Source organism: Halomonas bluephagenesis, assembly GCF_054790765.1.
In genome coordinates this window covers 902,657-919,798 of the sequence record NZ_CP133631.1, presented here as the reverse complement: position 1 = coordinate 919,798, position 17,142 = coordinate 902,657, and the positions used below count along the sequence as shown (strand labels likewise).

The window sequence follows — 17,142 nt, the reverse complement described above, 5'->3', positions numbered from 1 at the left end:
ACGGGAGCCAGTTCATGCCATATGTTGCTAATAATAACTTCGATTATATTGTGATTGGCGCAGGCACCGCAGGGTGCCTGATGGCTAATCGACTCAGTGCCAATCCAAATAATAAGGTGCTGCTGATTGAAGCGGGCGGGCCAGATAACTACCACTGGATTCATATTCCCGTGGGCTACCTCTATTGCATTAATAACCCGCGTACCGACTGGCTGTTTCGCACCGAGCCCGACAAAGGGCTCAACGGTCGCTCACTGATTTATCCTCGGGGTAAAACTTTGGGCGGCTGTTCCAGCATTAATGGCATGCTTTATCTGCGTGGTCAGGCTCGGGATTACGACCACTGGGCTGAACTGACTGGAGATGACGCCTGGCGCTGGGATAACTGCTTGCCGGATTTTATGAAGCACGAAGACCACCACCGGCTAGACGAAGGCGGTGACGGCGATGCTGAGCACCGTCGTTATCATGGCCACGGTGGCGAATGGCGGATCGAAAAACAGCGCTTAAGCTGGCAAGTGCTAGACGATTTCGCCGAGGCGGCGGGTCAAGCGGGTATTCCACGCACTGATGATTTCAACCGCGGTGATAACGAAGGCGTCAATTACTTTGAGGTCAATCAGCGCAAAGGCTGGCGCTGGAATACTTCTAAAGCGTTTTTGAGACCTATCAAAGAGCGCTCCAATCTCACCTTATGGCACTCTACCCACGTCAATCGTCTGCTATTTGAACAGCAAGAAGGCAAACCTCGCTGCGTAGGTGCAGAGCTTCTACGTGAGGGCAAAACGCTTAGTGTGGGGGCTAATAAAGAAGTGGTGCTGAGTGCAGGCGCTATCGGCTCGCCTCAGATATTGCAGTTATCGGGTATTGGGCCAGCAGAGCTGCTTGAACGTCACGGTATCGAGTTAGTAGCAGTGTTACCAGGTGTAGGCGAAAACCTGCAGGATCACTTACAGATTCGTTCTGTCTATAAAGTGAAAGGGGCAAAAACGCTTAACACTATGGCCAGTACTCTGTTGGGTAAGGCTAAGATTGGTTTGGAGTATGTGCTTAAACGTTCAGGTCCGATGAGCATGGCGCCATCCCAGCTATGTATCTTTACGCGCAGTTCTGATGAGTACCAGCATGCCAACATCGAATACCACGTACAGCCATTAAGCCTCGATGCGTTTGGCCAGCCGCTGCATGGGTTTCCTGCGATTACCGCCAGTGTCTGCAATCTTAATCCAACGAGCCGTGGGTCGGTGCGGATCAAAAATCGTGATCCACAAACTGCGCCCGCCATTGAGCCTAACTACCTGAGCACGGAAGAAGACCGCAAGGTAGCGGCAGATTCTCTACGGGTTACGCGGCGCATTGCCGAGCAGCAGGCATTTGCCAAGTATCAGCCAGAAGAGTTCAAGCCGGGGCTTGAATACCAGAGTGACGATGACCTGGCCAAGCTGGCGGGCGATATTGGCACGACAATTTTTCACCCGGTAGGTACTACAAAAATGGGCCACGACGACGATCCCATGGCCGTCGTGGATTCAAAACTGCGTGTCAAGGGTGTGACGGGGTTGCGGGTAGTAGACGCCAGCATCATGCCGACCATTACCAGCGGCAATACCAACTCACCTACCTTGATGATCGCCGAAAAAGCAGCGGGGTGGATGATGGCAACGGATCGGTCATCACCCTGACATTTTTTTTCATCATTGTATTGACGTGCGGCTAAGTTAAGCGCATGCTGGATGCAGTTGGTTAGCAAGTCGAACGTTGTCAGCAGTATCGAAACGCCCAAGCGTTTAGTCTGGTGAAAGTTTCTTGTTCTACCCACTGCAACTCGGGTATTACCCGGCTCTACATCAAGCTACATCGAGGATTTCGATCATGGCAACTGGTACCGTTAAGTGGTTTAACGACACTAAAGGCTTCGGCTTCATTTCTCCGGACGACAATGGCGACGATCTGTTCGCGCATTTCTCTGAAATTCAAGCTGACGGCTTCAAAACTCTGCAAGACGGCCAGAAGGTTTCCTTCGACGTCACTCAGGGTAAAAAAGGCCTTCAGGCTTCCAACATCAAAGTTCTTTAATTAGTAACTCTGATGTACGCTGTTAGCGTGTAACGCTAATATGCTAAAAAACCCCGCGAAAGCGGGGTTTTTTCGTTTTTATCTAATCGCTACCCTGTTCACGCCTCACGCCTCACGCCTCACGCCTCACGCCTCACGCCTCACGCCTCACGCCCATATTCTTTTTTGATCTTACTGTGTTTCTAAAAATAACTTTTTAGAATATCGAGAAGGCGGCACAATGATCCCAAGATTTTTTTGTTAGGGATGTAGGATATGTCGCTGGATGCTTGGATAGCAGTGGGGGTAGTGCTCACTATCTTCCCGTTAATGACACTGTCTCGACTGGGACCAGATATTATTCTGCTCGGTGCTGTCGTGTTGTTAATGACCTTGGGTGTCATTGACCCACAGCAAGCGCTGGGCGGCTTTTCCAACAGTGGCTTGTTTACCGTGGCTTTCATGTACGTACTGGTTGCCAGTATTCGCGAAACTGGTGGTATTGACCTGATTATTCGCTATGTACTAGGTCGCCCTAACAGTGAACGTGGCGCGCTTGTTCGGCTTTTGCTACCCGTGGCATCGCTGAGTGGTTTTCTTAATAACACGCCCGTGGTCGCGACCTACATTCCGGCTGTAATGAGCTGGAGTCGACGGTTGAGGCTTTCTCCCCAACGGCTTTTAATGCCGCTTAGCTTCGCTTCCATCTTAGGCGGAACCATTACGCTATTTGGTACGAGTACTAATTTAGTCGTACACGGACTGTTAGTAGAGCGTCACCCCGCGCTTGCGATGGGGCTATTTGATTTGGCGTGGGTAGGTATTCCTGTCGCGCTGGCGGGCCTTGCTTACCTTATCTTCTTGGGGCCACGTTTATTGCCCTCACGAGAGGGGATGTCAAAAGCGTTTGCTAACCCTCGTGAGTTCACCATCGAAATGGAAGTTGATCCTGCGGGTGTGCTGGTCGACCGTACGGTGGAAGAGGCTGGTTTACGCCACCTTCAAGAGCTTTTTTTAGTTGAAATTGAGCGTGCCGGTAATGTGGTGAGTGTGGTGGGACCGGGGGAGCAGCTAAAGGCAGGTGACCGGCTTGTCTTTGTTGGCACCTCTGACGCCGCTGTAGAGTTACAGCAAATTCGTGGGCTCATCCCTTCTCGTGATGCGGCTTCGAGTTTGGAAAAAGAGTTCAAAGAGCGTCGCTTGGTGGAAGCGGTGGTGTCGAACCAGTGTCAGTTTATTGGACAGAGAATTCGTGACGGGCGTTTTAGAACACTGTATGGCGCTGCCGTATTAGCGATCTGCCGTGGCGGCGAGCGGGTGACTGGAAACTTAGGCCAAGTACGCTTGCAGCCTGCCGATGTGCTGCTTTTAGAAGCGCGTCCTCCGTTCATCGAGCGCCACCGTCAATCGAAAGACTTTCTTTTAATCAGCGAACTGAATGGCTCAGCGCGTCCTGTGCATGAAAAAGCACCGCTGGCTTGGGCGATTTTGTTGGGGGCTGTATTGCTGGCGGCGTTAGGTGTCTTAAGTATGCTCAATGCCGCTATGCTGGGCGCGTCGCTAGCGTTATTAACCGGTTGTTGTTCCGTGGGGGCTGCTAAGCGTGGTCTGGATACCCAAGTGCTGCTGACCATTGCGGCATCTTTTGGGGTAGGGGCTGCGCTGCAAACGTCCGGCGCGGCGGATTTCTTGGCGGGAAGTGTACTATCGTTGGTGGCGGGTAACCCGCTGCTGCTTTTAATTGCTACGTATTGCGTTGTGGCAATGTTAACCGAGCTAGTGACCAATAACGCCGCTGCGGTGATCATTTTTCCGGTGGTCATGGCGGCAGCGGAAAGCCTGGGAGTTAACCCGATGCCCTACGTGGTGGCGGTAATGTTCGCTGCCTCGGCGAGTTTTTTAACGCCGATTGGTTATCAAACGAACCTCATGGTGCATGGCCCTGGCGGCTACCGGATCAGTGATTTCTTACGTGTAGGTGGCGGCTTAAACCTATTGACGGGAGCCATTGCCTTAACCCTTATTCCACTGGTTTGGCCGTTTTAAGCAGGCAAATGACTCGCTCAACGCGCCACTTTGCGCTAGGGTGGCGCTTTTAACGTCAGCAAGGAAAGAGCCCATGACAGCCCCAGGCGAACTGATTATTGAACCGCAGAATGGTCAACCCGCCGATGCGTGCGTGATTATTATTCACGGGTTGGGTGCCGATGGGCACGATTTCGAGCCGCTAGTACCAGCCCTTACACTGCCGGACTCAGCGCATGTGCGTTTTATTATGCCCCACGCGCCGCGCTTGGCGGTCACTATTAATGGCGGCATGGTGATGCCTGCGTGGTATGACATCCTCGCAATGGATTTGGGGCGTCGGGTGGATGAAGCGCAACTAAAAACGTCTGCTGAACGCATTCAGGCACTGATTGAAGAGCAGATTGATCAAGGAATCGACAGCCGCCGCATTATCGTAGCGGGGTTTTCTCAGGGAGGCGCGGTAGCCTATCAGGCGGCGCTCTCATTCCCTCAACCTCTTGGCGGACTGTTGGCTATGTCGACCTATTTTGCGACGGCCGATAGTATCGATTTAGCCGAATCCAATCGCGATATACCTATCGAAGCACACCACGGGAATTTCGACCCCATCGTTCCTGAAACCCTAGGTCGCAGTGGTGTCGAACGCCTAAAAGAAATGGGCTACACGGTTAATTATCGCCAGTATCCGATGGCGCATGCGCTATGCCCTCAGCAGGTTAATGATATTGGCAAGTGGTTGAGCGAGCGTCTAGCTTAGCCTTGCATCCAACCCCGTAGCCGATGCAAGGAATCAGCGAAGGCTTATGATAGCTTCAATTGACTATGTAGAAAGCGGTTTAGCGCTCTGCTTGGTAGCCGCGGCGCTAGCTTGTCTGTTTGATCGCCACTTAAAACGGGCGAGCGGTCTGTTTTTGCTATTTGCGCTATTAATGAGTCTTTCTTGGTGGCAGCTTGGCGCACCCTGGTTGGCGTTAGCAGAGCTTGTACTAGGGTTGGCGCTGACGGGTGGTAGTTTTTTTTATGCATTGAGTGCATTCCCTGCCACTACCGAAAAAGTGCCACATTATGACCGTTCCCTTCACCGTTGGTCACATAGTGTAGTACGCGCACTGTTGGCGCTGGCCTGGAGTGTGATGATAGGCGGTGCCATTCGCTTTTTATTGCCTGACATGGCGTACTCATTGACTGAGCATCCGCTGATCATCGCTGCCGTCATTATTGTAGCGACCGCGATGGGGGCGTTTGCACTACATAAGCATATGCTGCGCCGCTTAATGGCTTTCAATGTTCTTGGGTCTGGTGTGTTCCTGTTGCTGGCGGGAATGGCGGGCACGATACCTGGATCACAGGCGTTTATCAGCGTGGGATTGACCATTGCCTGGTTGGGTACCTTGTTGGGCGTGCTGCTAATTCGGCAACTTGTTTCGTTAGAAGGTGTGCTTGCACTAGAAAGTGACAGTGACGCTGCGAGGCACGCGTAATGATATGGCGTTTTGGCCTGCACGAAAGCACGTTTGAACCGCTGTGGTATACCCACTGGGCGTTGCTGGCAACGCTGGTGCTGCCGATCTTTGCAGGTCTTTTAGGTGCTCTTTTTAGGCCGCGCCGCCTGTTTCCTATTTTGCTTGTGTGCCTGCCAATTTTGCTGGCGGGTGCACTGTTGGTTGTCGACTACCTGCAGGTGGGGTTACTGCGCTGGCAATGGCACGTTGCGGGCGTTGAACTATCGCAGCGTTTTAATGGCCTGAGCGGTTTAATGTTAATGATCACTCAATGGGTGGGGGTAGCGGCTGCCTTGTACACGCCGGGGCATTTGCAACTTACCAGTCCTGGCAAGCACGCGCGATGGCTGTGGCCGTTGATGGGTGTGCTGATCAGTGCGCTTTCGCTTATTTGGCTAGCAGCAGATCTCTTAACCCTTTACGCCGCGCTAGAAACAATGGGTCTGGCTGCTGTGGGTATGTTACTGCTGTCAGGTAAGCCTAATGCGCTGAAAGCAGGCATGCGCTATTTGCTTTTAGCGTTGGTGGGGTCGCTTGCTTATCTGCTGGGCGTGGCCCTGCTGCTTGGCTATTGGGGCGAGCTTGACCTCAAATCCCTGGCTGAGGTTGTTGAGCCTGGCCCAGTGTCTTGGGTTGCTGCGGCTCTGATAGGCGCAGGGCTGGCGCTGAAAGCGGGACTCTTTCCGTTACACGGGTGGCTAACGCCTGTGCATGAAAATGCCTGGACACCGGTGAGTGCACTGCATGCAGCGTTGGTGATTAAAGCCTCGCTGTTTATGCTGGTCATGCTGTGGGGTATTTTGCTTCCCGAGGCGCTGTTTGCCCCGCGCTTTGTGGCATGGTTAGGCATGCTAGCGATTGTTTGGGGCGGGCTAATTGCGTGGCGTGCTGAATCACTTAAAACCTTGGTAGCGTCTTCGACGGTAGGCCAGCTGGGTTATTTAATGGTGGCTTTTCCCTTGCTGTTGGGGCCAGCTATTTCACCGCTGCCTGGAGCGCTGGCCTGGGAAGGGTTTTGGCTGCAGTTAATGGGCCACGCGCTGGCAAAAGCGGCCATGTTTATGGCCGTTGGCAATCTGATTCTTGCCACTGGCGAAAGCTCAATTAAAGGGCTGTCAGGCACGAGCCGCCGGTTACCGCTGTCACTACTTGTGTTCGGGATTGCGTCCGTTACGCTGATGGGGCTGCCGCCTAGCGCAGGGTTTACTGCAAAATGGTTGCTGCTACAGGCAATGGTGATGACTCAGCAGTGGGTAGCCGTCGCTGCGCTATTAGCCGGTACGCTACTGACAGCTGCCTATGTGTTTCGCGTTTTCCGCTACTCCTTTGATGAAACGGCGCCTCGTCATCACTACCAGCCGTTAGCGCCCGGCATGGATCTTATTGCGCTTTGTTTAGCGTTAGCTGCGTTTGCACTTGGCTTATTGGCTCACCTACCACTGGCGCTATTGCAGGGAGGTGGCGCATGAACGCGGCTTGGCTACCGCTAACAACGTTAGCGATTTCTCTCTTTGCAGCGGCGGTTATTTTTCTTCTACCTGAAGACGCGCGGCGGCTGCGTACCAGCATTAACCTGATTGCCGCTGTGAGTAAAATCATCCTGGTAACCTTGATGGTTGGGCGGGTTTCTCAGGGGTTTGAAGACACCTTTAGTTTCCAGATAGTGGGTGGTGTTGAGTTCGTATTGAGAGCCGATTCGTTAGGGGTGATGTTTGCTGGTCTTTCTTCGCTACTGTGGCTGTGTACCACGATCTACGCGATCGGCTATTTAGAAGGGGCGGCGAACCGCAAACGCTTTTTTGGCTTTTTCAGCCTGTGTGTCGCGAGTACGCTGGGTATCGCGTTAGCCGGGAATCTGTTTACGTTCCTGATTTTCTACGAAATGCTGACCCTTTCCACCTACCCGTTGGTCGTCCACTACGGAACTGCTAAAGCGTTAGCAGCGGGGCGTGTTTATCTGCGCTATACCTTAACGGCTGGGGTGGTGCTGCTACTCGGTGTAGTACTGCTTTACAGTTTAACCGGCGACCACTCGTTCGCTTCTGAACAGGGGTTATCGCCTTATCTCAATGATCATCGTGGTCTGCTGACACTGATATTTGCGCTGTTGGTGGGGGGGTTAGCTGTTAAAGCCGCCATGGTGCCGTTGCATGGGTGGCTGCCAAGAGCCATGGTAGCGCCTGCGCCGGTTAGCGCGCTGTTACATGCTGTTGCGGTTGTAAAAGCCGGTGCCTTTGGCATCCTTCGGGTGATTTATGATCTTTACGGTATTGAGCTCAGCGTTGAGCTTGGTGTCACCACTGTACTGGCGGTCGCGGCTTCAATCACGATTATTTACGGCTCGCTACGCGCGATTGCCCAGCAGGAATTAAAGCCCCGTCTGGCATTTTCCACTATCAGCCAGGTCTCCTATGTTGTGCTTGGTGTTTGCCTGTTTGGCCCCTTCGGTACCATTGGTGCACTTGCGCATCTTCTGCATCAAGGCTTGATGAAAGTCACGCTGTTCTTTTGTGCGGGTAACTACGCTGAAGAGTTAGGCATCCACCGTATTGATGAAATGGACGGTGCCGGGAAGCGCATGCCACTTACTAGCTTCGCATTCACTGTGGGGGCGTTGGGGATGATTGGGCTGCCTCCTATCGCGGGCTTTATTACTAAGTGGTACTTAGGGGTGGGTGCTATCCAGGCACAGATGTATTGGGTCGTGGTTGTTTTAGTCGCGAGCAGTACCTTGAATGCTATTTATTTTCTTCCTATCTTGCACCGCCTTTGGTTCCGCGAGGGCCCCGCTCATGGGAACGGCGAGTGGCCCAATGAGCAGCGTCTTGGGCGTCTGGAAACCCACGGTTGGTTATTATGGCCAGCGGTATTTACTGCGATGGTTAGCATTGGGGCAGGGCTGTTGGCAGGGTTGCCGTTTAGTCCGTTGGATTGGGCTACCCGCGTGGCAGTAGGGGAGTACCTGCCATGATCTCACTACTCTTGACGGCGGCGTTGCTCTGGCCCCTTTGGGTTGCGGGCAGCACTGTATGGCAGGCGTATCGAACGCCGGCTGCGAGCCGTCGCTATTTTTCGTTGCTTTGGATGAGTGCTTCATGGCCAGCGTTACTGCTGGCTTTTAGCGGCGAGGTCCAATGGACAATCGATGCCTGGATGTTAGGCGGTTATTGGGAGTTAAACGCGCTGAGTCGGCCTTGGCTCGCATTTACTGCTCTGCTATGGAGTTTGGCGGCCGTTCATGCGCGGGGGTACTTTGCAGCAGATCAAAGAAAAGCCCAGGCGGGCGATCAGGCTGTCCAGCGTCGACTTCAGCGGTTAGCGCTACTGTGGCCACTGACGTTGCTGGGCAATGTGCTGCTGATTATTGCTCAAGATATCGCCAGTTTTTATCTGGGCTTTGCACTGATGACGTTTGCCGCTTATGCCCTGGTGGTGCATAGCGGTAGTAACGAAGCGCGGCTGGGTGCAAGGGCATACTTAATCTTAGCCGTTATTGGCGAAGGGCTTATCCTTGGTGGCCTACTTTGGGCAGCCGGCACTGTGGAAACCCTGACGCTTAAGGGGGTGCGCGAAGGAATTGCTGCCGCTGATTACGGTGCTTTGATGGCGCTTTTGTTATGGCTTGGGTTTGGGGTTAAAGCGGGTGTTATTGGCCTTCATGTTTGGTTGCCTTTGGCGCACCCAGTCGCGCCTGCTCCTGCTAGCGCGGTGTTGAGTGGCGCGATGATCAAGGCCGGGCTGTTAGGGTGGATAAATGTATTGCCGCTGGGAGTTGATGGGTTGTCGCCCGCGTTCACTCTACTTGGCAACATCATGTTAGTGGCCGGGTTAGCAGCCGCGTTTGGCGCAGCGTTGTATGGGGTGTGGCAGCGTCATCCAAAAGCGGTGCTGGCGTACTCGAGTATCAGCCAAATGGGCATGCTCACTGCCATGGTGGCCATGGGGTTGGCCGCCCAAGACGTGTGGCCGCTATTATTGCCTGGTGTGGTGTTTTTTGCCGGCCATCATGCATTGGCAAAAGGAGCGTTATTTCTGGGCACCAGTATTAGCGAGCACATGCCTCGCTGGCCGCAACCTCTGTTGTTTGCATTAATCGCCTTGCCAGGCGTGTCGCTAACGGGTGCGCTGGCGGCGGGGGTGCTAAGTAAATGGGGCGTTAAAAGTGCGCTTTATGAAATGCATCACGAACATCTGATTATGCTGCTTACCTGGGCGGCCATTGGCACTTCTGCGTTGATCAGCGTCTGCGTGTGGCGTCAGTGGCAACAACGGCACTCAGGGGGCAGTAATGCCTTCCAGTGGGGCGCGTGGTTGGCGGCATTGGTCGCTGCCCTGGTAACGCCAATGTGGCTTCCACTGCCCGTCGGCAGCGTCAAGGTGCCGCCAGCCACTGAATGGTTAAGTCTTAGTTGGCCTTTCCCCGTCGGTGTCATGGTCGTTGTGATGGCTGTTGTGATTTGCACTGGCTGGCTGCGCCGCGTTGTCATTCAAGCGCCACCTGCAGGCGATTTATGGTGGCTGTATAGCGCCTTTTCTGTAAAAGGATTGCACGTCATAGAGGCTTTGGCCCGAGCCTGTGAAAAGGTGAAAGTGGCGAGTGTGTCATTCTCGCTAGCATTTGAACGAACGTTAGTGGCGCAATTGAAGAAAGGGTTATTCGCAGAAGCATGGATGCGTCATCATGGAAGCGGTTTGATGATGGCGTTTGCTGTGATAGCAGCGCTTTTGCTGATGTGGGAGGGGCTGCGATGAGCCAAAAAGAGAGAGTGGAGGCTCACTGTCGAGGCAGAGAAGCAACAGCGCCTGACGATATTCCCCGTAAGGGGTGGCTCGATATTATTTGGCGGGTATTGCGTGCTGCACGTCGGGACCGGATTACTATCTTTGCAGCGGGCATCGCTTTTTATGCCCTGCTGGCGCTATTTCCGACCATTGCCGCCGTTATTTCTCTTTGGGGTTTGCTGTTTGATCCTGTTGAGGCAGGCCGACAGCTTTACGAAATTAGCCGTTTTATGCCACCGGACGCGGCGAATTTGATTGATCAGCAGGCGCAAGAGGTAGTAGAAAGCACGGAATCTGGCAGTGTGATGGCAGCGCTAGCAGGACTGTTGATTGCCATGTATATCGCATCGAAAAGTGTTTCTGTGCTGGTGATTGGCTTAAACGTAGTGTATGGCGAACATGAGAAACGTCCGCTGCTGCTGCGTGGTGTCGTGCTAGTTTCGTTGACCTTTGGTCTGATCACAATGACGCTGGTGTCGCTAGGGTTTATTGCCATTGTGCCAATAGTGGTTGATGCGCTGACGATTGAGCCACCGATGGATAGTGTTTTGAAATGGCTGCGTTGGCCCGCGCTGTTGTTACTGATGAGCGTGCTTATTGCTTTGCTGTATCGTTACGCTCCCTACCGACGTTCTGCCCAATGGCGTTGGTTAAGCTACGGTACGCTGTTTGCCACTATCATGTGGTTGCTAGGCTCAGGTGGCCTGTCGCTTTACGTGCGCTACTTCTCTACCTTTAGTGAGCTGTATGGCTCTCTTGGGGCCGTTGTAGCGCTAATGCTATGGTTTTGGTTATCAGCGTTTGTGGTGCTGTTTGGTGCAGAACTCAACTGCGAGATGGAGCGCCAGACCAGCAACGATACGACGGTGGGAGCAGCTCGCCCTATTGGCGAACGTAAGGCATTTGCTGCCGATACGATTGGTGTTGAGAACCCTTGGAATAGCGAACACCCTGATACCCGACGTCAACCTGATGATTAACAATCGTCTAGACAAAGGCGCCCAGCAAAGCTGGGCGGTGTCGTGAATAGGAATGTCGTGGTGTATTGGGTTGGTTGGTAAAAAGGCCTGTGAGAAAGGGCTGGTGACGATGTCAAGCGTTACAACAGCTCTTCGGCGGCCAGCGCGAGGCGTGAACGTTCAACGCTTTTCAGCGTGATATGCCCAGCGTGAGGCCAATCTCTGAATCGTTCTACAACAGCAGCCATGCCACAGGTGTTGGCAGTTAAGTAGGGGGTGTCGATTTGGCCAACGTTGCCTAAACAAACAATCTTGGTATTTCGGCCCGCTCGGGTCACCAACGACTTGAGTTGTTTGGGGGTGAAGTTTTGCGCCTCGTCGATAATCAAGAATGTGTCGTTTAGCGTGCGCCCACGCATGAAGCTCGGGGCGCGAATCTGCACCCGCGAACCAATCAACTGCCGAGTGGCGCCGTTGTCCCAGCTAGACTCTCCCTCTTCGTTACGTAGCAGGTTATCCATATTGTCGTGGAAGGCACCCATCCACGGTGACATTTTCTCCTCTTCAGTGCCTGGTAAAAATCCGATGTCTTCGCCCATGGGAATTGGCGCACGGGTAAACACAATGCGCTCAAATAGTTTGGCATCCAGTGTTTGCTGGAATGCCGCTGCGAGCGTCATAAAGGTTTTGCCGGTGCCTGCATTACCAGCAATAGTGACCAGATCAATGTCCGGGTCCATCAGCAGGTTGAGCGTGAAGTTTTGGCGGCTATCGTGGGCATGGACTCCCCATACGCCAGCGTGGTGACGGTAGTTGGTAAGTAACTGTAGTCGGGCAGATGATGGTGAAAGCTCGCGGACAATGGCTTCAAACTCGGCGCCATTTTCACTATCCGAGACCAGCATACCTACATGCCAATGGCGAGGCATGTTGCCACTCAACTGGTAAAAGGTGTGGTGGTCGACACGTTCAACGTTGACGTCGACATTGAGCGCTTCCCACAGCGATGCACCATCCTGTCCCGCGGTGGCGTAAACCTGCGCACCTTCAATCATCGCATCGCTGTCAGAGAAAGCGCGGTCATTCAGGTAATCTTCCACCGGTACTTTTAGCGCGGCGGCTTTTACCCGTAGGTTGATATCTTTGGTGATCAGGATAACGGAAGCATCCGGACGCTCATCGCGTAGCCGGCAGGTCTCCGCCAAAATGCGGTTGTCGGGGCTGTCATCAAGCGAGTCGAAGGGCTTGAGGTCGTTGTAGCACAAAAAGTGTAGACGGCCTGATTCACCACTGATGCGGGGAATAGGAATGCCTTTCTGGATTTCGTCGAAGGTGACCTGGCTGGTTAAGTCGGAAAGCGTGCGGCTAATTTGCCGCGCCGTGCGGGCGATCTCTCTGATGCCGTTCTTATGTTTGTCTAGCTCCTCAAGTACTGTCATGGGGATAACAACGTCGTGCTCATCAAAATGGTAGAGCGCGGCGGGGTCGTGGATAAGGACATTCGTGTCTAGGACATACAGCCTAGTCGCTTTCTTATCGAGTCGTACCATCGTGGAAACTACTCCTTAGTTGACGGCAACATCGACACTGGCAGATGCACTTTACGCTTAGATGACACTCGCCTGTGCCGGTTCTCTAGCGTGTCCTTTTGATCTCCTTATGTAGCACTTTTTTACAGGGTCATTAACAGAGTGGAAGGCGTAAGCAATTTTTTCCACTGTTCTATTTCAACGTTATTACAAAGCATCAACGGGTAGTACCTAAAAAGCGTGACACCTTCGTCAGCAGCGCGGTGGCGACCACTCCCAGGCTTTCACCTTCCACGTAGCGATAATAATGACTGTCTAGGGCGAGATCATGATTTAGCGCGCAAAGCTGGTGGCTTTCTATTGCTTCTTTCACCAGAGGGTAAGGTAGCAATGCCCAGCCAGTGCCGTTGATCGCTGCATCGCGGATGACCTCGAACATGGTCAGGCCCAGGTAATTTGTCGAAAAAAGTGCATCACTGACGAGCTTATCGCCCTGCTCATAGGTTAAGCACACCTGAGTATATTGGGCTAGATCATCGCGGGTAACGCTGGGAAGGCGGCTTAGCGGATGTGACGTTGCGGCCACTAAGCACATGCTAACCGGCGCAAGGTTACTGGCATTTACGTCCGCGCCTTCAGCGGTATACAGCCCAAAGGCAATATCGACGGTTTGGCGAAGGACAAACTGCGGGTGTTCTTGGGGCGGCAATAAATACACCGAGATGGCCGTAAGCGGATAGCGCTGCTTTAAGTCGTGCATGACTTGTCGCCAAAACGCTTCGGGCAATGCATCATCCCTGGCAATGCACAGCTGGCTCTCTACGCCTTGCAGGTGCTGTTGACAGTGCTTTTTGATTCGGCTGGCACTTGTTAGCAGGCGGTAGCAGTCTGGCAACACGCTTTCACCTACCGCAGTTAGCTGTAGGCTATTGCCTGAACGTTCAAACAGCACGACCCCTAGGCTATCTTCCAAGGCATTCACTGTGGCACTTAAGGTGCTGCGTTTTATCCCTGTATGCCGCGCGGCGGCAGCAAAAGAACCATGTTCAGTAACGTCAATAAACGCCTGCACTTGTTCTGCGCGCATGGATTACTCCGTTAAGAGCCAAAAAAGTTGGCGCTGAGCGATTGGTTAAACGTTAGTGTACTCACTATGATGCGTTGCGTTTAACACACTTTACTGGAGTATTTCGCGTGACCCCCTTTGTCGCCGAGCGCCGTGCGCTCAGATTTTCTGCTGTCTCTGCCAGCTTGTTTGCCTTTACCGGCCTTGCACTCGGGCTTGCCAGTGGATCAATTACTATTTTATTCGATAGTGGCTATTCGCTATTAAGTTTAGTGCTGGCATCGCTTTCATTGTTTGCGTTACAGCAGGCGCGCAAACCGGCAGATGATCATTACCCCTTTGGGCGGCTTACCGTTGAGCCGCTGGCTGTGCTGCTTAAAGGCGTAGTGATAGCGTTGGTGTGCCTGTTTTCGATGGTGTCTGCTGTGTGGAGTCTCGCACAAGGTGGACGGCCGGTAACGTTGGATCTTGCGTTGATGTTTGGCGTAGTGAACGTGGCGGGGGGTTTACTTACTTGGTGGTGGTTGAACCGTTATGCCCGAATCGCCCGTTCATCACTGCTGGCTGCCGAGTTGCGTCAGTGGCAAATGGACACTTGGCTGAGTGCCGCCGTCATGCTGGGCTTTGCGCTCACATGGGGATTGACGCTTACCCCTTGGGCACACTTGGCGCGGTTTGCCGATCCGGTGATGGTGCTGATTATCGCGGGATACTTCCTGCCGATGCCCATTCGCATGGTGCGTGGTGCGCTGCGCGAATTGATGTTTGGCGAGCCTTTGGGCAGCGTTCGTCAGGAAATGGTGCAAGAAGTAGCAGATTTCGATATTGCTAATGACGACGTGCGTATGGCTCAGGTTGGTAGTTTCTTAATGGTTGATATTCAATTAGATATGCAGCAAATCAATGATGCTGAAGAGATTGTCGAAAGCGTAGAGCAGCACTGCAAACGGCGTAATTTGCGTGCTGTCACCAGCATTACGTTAGTGACGTGATGATTTTTGAAATTAACCAGCAATATCAATAGCAACGGCCACCGGTTTGTCCCGGCCGCTGCTTTCATTTCAAAACGCCTGTCAGTTGACTTTCTTTTGTATGTCGCGCTATTTAACTTATCGGGAAGACATGCCTTTTCCAGACTGGCTGACGACATTAATTTAAGAGAACCCCATGACACCGGCGATTAATAGCGCGAAACACTCAGGGATTGCGTTCCAGCTTCATGAGTATCAACACGATGCTGCTGCGCAATCCTACGGGCTGGAGGCAGCTGAAAAACTGGGTGTTGCCGCCAAGCAAGTGTTTAAAACCTTAGTAGTTTCCCTGGATGGTAAGCAGTTGGCAGTCGGCATTGTACCGGTCACCAGCCAGTTGGGGTTAAAGCAAATTGCTAAAGCGGCAGGGGCGAAAAAAGCGGCTATGGCGGCGCCCTATGATGTTGAACGCAGCACTGGCTACGTGCTGGGTGGCGTTAGCCCGCTGGGTCAGAAAAAACGCCTGCCTACCTTTATTGACGACTCGGCGCAGACATTTTCGACACTTTATGTAAGCGCAGGGCGACGTGGGCTGGAAATTGAGCTTTCCCCAAGCGACTTAGCAACGTTATGTCAGGGGCGTTTTGCAGCGCTGGCAACCACCTTGTCCTAATATCTAAGGGACTAGCACCTAGGCTGCTTTCCCATTTGCCGAAGCTTGCAGCAAGGCATGGGGTGGCGCTTTCTGGTATGGTGCTTCACATTATAGGTTTGCTGGGCAATATAGCCCCTTCAGGATAATTTTGTGTCTGACACTTCTTTTGCATCGCTCGCGCTCTCTCCCGCGCTTTTAACCAACTTAGATTCCCTTGGCTATCACGCAATGACGCCTGTGCAGGCGCAAAGCCTGCCACCGATGTTGGCGGGCCGCGATGTATTGGCCCAGGCCAAAACAGGATCGGGAAAAACTGCCGCTTTTGGTTTGGCACTGCTCGCAGAGCTGCGCGTAGAAGCGTTTGCTGTACAGGGTCTTGTGTTGTGTCCCACTCGAGAGCTTGCCGACCAAGTGGCCGAAGAGCTGCGCCGTTTGGCGCGTGGGTTACCCAACGTTAAAGTACTTACCTTATGCGGCGGTGCGCCTTTTGGACCGCAGTTAGGGTCCCTGGAACATGGCGCCCATATTGTCGTCGGCACGCCTGGGCGTATCGATGAGCATTTGCGCAAAGGCTCGCTTACGCTGGGGTCGCTCACCACCTTGGTACTTGATGAAGCCGACCGAATGCTCGATATGGGCTTTCAAGCCACCATTGATGCGATCATTGCTGAGACGCCTGCCGACCGGCAAACGCTGCTGTTTAGCGCGACGTTCCCGGATGATCGTGCGTCTGGCGGCCTTGCCACCATGACCCGAGGTGTGATGCGTGAACCTGTGATGGTCAAAGTGGCCGAGGTTCATGATGCCACTACCATCGATCAACACTTCTATGAAGTCGCCAACGAAGAATCACGCTTCGCGGCCCTTCAACAGCTGCTACTGGTTTATAGGCCAGCGACCAGCGTAGTGTTCTGCAATACCAAACGCGAAACTCAGGCGGTGGCTGAGCAACTGGTTGATGCCGGCTTTAGTGCTGTGGCGCTCAACGGTGATTTAGAGCAGAAGGATCGTGATCGTCGCCTGATTCTGTTTGCTAATCAGAGTGCATCTATTTTGGTGGCTACTGATGTTGCCGCGCGGGGGTTAGATATTGCTCAATTAGATGCGGTGTTTAACTACCAGATTGCCCGTGAGCTTGATGTTCACGTGCATCGGGTCGGGCGTACCGGGCGCGCTGGGGCTAGCGGCATTGCCTGTACGTTGGTCACGCCTAAAGAGCATTATCGGCTGGGGCGGTTGGAAGGCTTACTGGAGCAACCAATCACCACGGAACCCTTGCCGAAACCCCAGCATTCAGTGCCGTTTGAACCGCCCATGGCAACGCTACAGTTAGCGGGTGGCAAGAAAGACAAGCTGCGCCCGGGTGATATCCTGGGGGCACTGACCAGCGAAGGTGGTTTACGTGGTGATCAGGTAGGCAAAATTAAAGTGCTGGCCCGCAGTGCCTATGTGGCAGTGGAGCATAGCGCCGTTCAAAAAGCCCAGGCCAAACTTGAGCGTGACAAACTTAAAGGGCGCGCTTTCCGCGTTCGCCGCATTCGCTATTGATCGATTAATGATTGTGCACAGATAGTAAAGAGGAGCCGACGCAGCTA

At 53.2% G+C, this 17,142-nt stretch carries 14 protein-coding genes; 12 read left to right on the top strand and 2 right to left on the bottom strand.

What is annotated here, in order from left to right:
• The first annotated feature begins 14 nt into the window (after window positions 1-14).
• The 9 genes from REH51_RS04155 to REH51_RS04115 all read left to right on the top strand — a co-directional run bounded on the left by REH51_RS04155 (window position 15) and on the right by REH51_RS04115 (window position 11,347).
• A complete protein-coding gene (locus REH51_RS04155) occupies window positions 15-1,682 on the top strand; it encodes a GMC family oxidoreductase (protein WP_498936934.1) in 1,668 nt (555 codons plus the stop codon).
• A 190-nt stretch (window positions 1,683-1,872) separates the two neighbouring features.
• A complete protein-coding gene (locus REH51_RS04150; RefSeq protein ID WP_009101184.1) occupies window positions 1,873-2,076 on the top strand; it encodes a cold-shock protein in 204 nt (67 codons plus the stop codon).
• A 255-nt stretch (window positions 2,077-2,331) separates the two neighbouring features.
• Window positions 2,332-4,101: an SLC13 family permease gene (locus REH51_RS04145; protein WP_009721524.1), complete on the top strand. Its 1,770-nt coding sequence runs from the start codon at window positions 2,332-2,334 to the stop codon at window positions 4,099-4,101.
• A 73-nt stretch (window positions 4,102-4,174) separates the two neighbouring features.
• On the top strand, window positions 4,175-4,840 hold the full coding sequence (locus REH51_RS04140; protein WP_009721525.1) for an alpha/beta hydrolase: 666 nt from the start codon (window positions 4,175-4,177) through the stop codon (window positions 4,838-4,840).
• A 46-nt stretch (window positions 4,841-4,886) separates the two neighbouring features.
• Window positions 4,887-5,564, top strand: a complete 678-nt coding sequence (locus tag REH51_RS04135; protein WP_009721526.1) for a hydrogenase subunit MbhD domain-containing protein — start codon at window positions 4,887-4,889, stop codon at window positions 5,562-5,564.
• On the top strand, window positions 5,564-7,054 hold the full coding sequence (locus REH51_RS04130; protein ID WP_498936933.1) for a complex I subunit 5 family protein: 1,491 nt from the start codon (window positions 5,564-5,566) through the stop codon (window positions 7,052-7,054). The genes REH51_RS04135 and REH51_RS04130 overlap by 1 nt, the downstream gene beginning before the upstream one ends.
• Window positions 7,051-8,556 carry a complex I subunit 5 family protein gene (locus REH51_RS04125; protein ID WP_009721528.1) on the top strand — a complete coding sequence of 502 codons (1,506 nt, stop codon included), beginning with the start codon at window positions 7,051-7,053 and terminating at the stop codon, window positions 8,554-8,556. The genes REH51_RS04130 and REH51_RS04125 overlap by 4 nt, the downstream gene beginning before the upstream one ends.
• Window positions 8,553-10,337, top strand: a complete 1,785-nt coding sequence (locus REH51_RS04120) for a proton-conducting transporter transmembrane domain-containing protein (RefSeq protein ID WP_498936931.1) — start codon at window positions 8,553-8,555, stop codon at window positions 10,335-10,337. The genes REH51_RS04125 and REH51_RS04120 overlap by 4 nt, the downstream gene beginning before the upstream one ends.
• The gene (locus REH51_RS04115; RefSeq protein WP_009721530.1) at window positions 10,334-11,347 is read left to right on the top strand and encodes a YihY/virulence factor BrkB family protein; all 1,014 of its coding nucleotides are present in this window, start codon (window positions 10,334-10,336) and stop codon (window positions 11,345-11,347) included. Before REH51_RS04120 ends, REH51_RS04115 begins: the two co-directional genes overlap by 4 nt.
• 119 nt (window positions 11,348-11,466) lie before the next feature.
• Here the strand turns inward: REH51_RS04115 and REH51_RS04110 are convergent, their stop codons facing one another.
• Both REH51_RS04110 and REH51_RS04105 read right to left on the bottom strand, forming a co-directional pair.
• Window positions 11,467-12,876, bottom strand: a complete 1,410-nt coding sequence (locus REH51_RS04110) for a PhoH family protein (protein WP_009721531.1) — start codon at window positions 12,874-12,876, stop codon at window positions 11,467-11,469.
• Between the two features lie 196 nt (window positions 12,877-13,072).
• Window positions 13,073-13,942: a LysR family transcriptional regulator gene (locus tag REH51_RS04105; RefSeq protein WP_009721532.1), complete on the bottom strand. Its 870-nt coding sequence runs from the start codon at window positions 13,940-13,942 to the stop codon at window positions 13,073-13,075.
• Window positions 13,943-14,049: 107 nt separating this feature from the next.
• Here REH51_RS04105 and REH51_RS04100 point away from each other — a divergent pair, with 107 nt between their 5' ends.
• The 3 genes from REH51_RS04100 to dbpA all read left to right on the top strand — a co-directional run bounded on the left by REH51_RS04100 (window position 14,050) and on the right by dbpA (window position 17,095).
• On the top strand, window positions 14,050-14,913 hold the full coding sequence (locus tag REH51_RS04100; RefSeq protein ID WP_498936929.1) for a cation diffusion facilitator family transporter: 864 nt from the start codon (window positions 14,050-14,052) through the stop codon (window positions 14,911-14,913).
• Window positions 14,914-15,088: 175 nt separating this feature from the next.
• A complete protein-coding gene (gene ybaK / locus REH51_RS04095; protein ID WP_009721534.1) occupies window positions 15,089-15,565 on the top strand; it encodes a Cys-tRNA(Pro) deacylase in 477 nt (158 codons plus the stop codon).
• A gap of 132 nt (window positions 15,566-15,697) precedes the next feature.
• Window positions 15,698-17,095, top strand: a complete 1,398-nt coding sequence (gene dbpA / locus REH51_RS04090) for an ATP-dependent RNA helicase DbpA (protein ID WP_498936927.1) — start codon at window positions 15,698-15,700, stop codon at window positions 17,093-17,095.
• Window positions 17,096-17,142 lie beyond the last annotated feature (47 nt).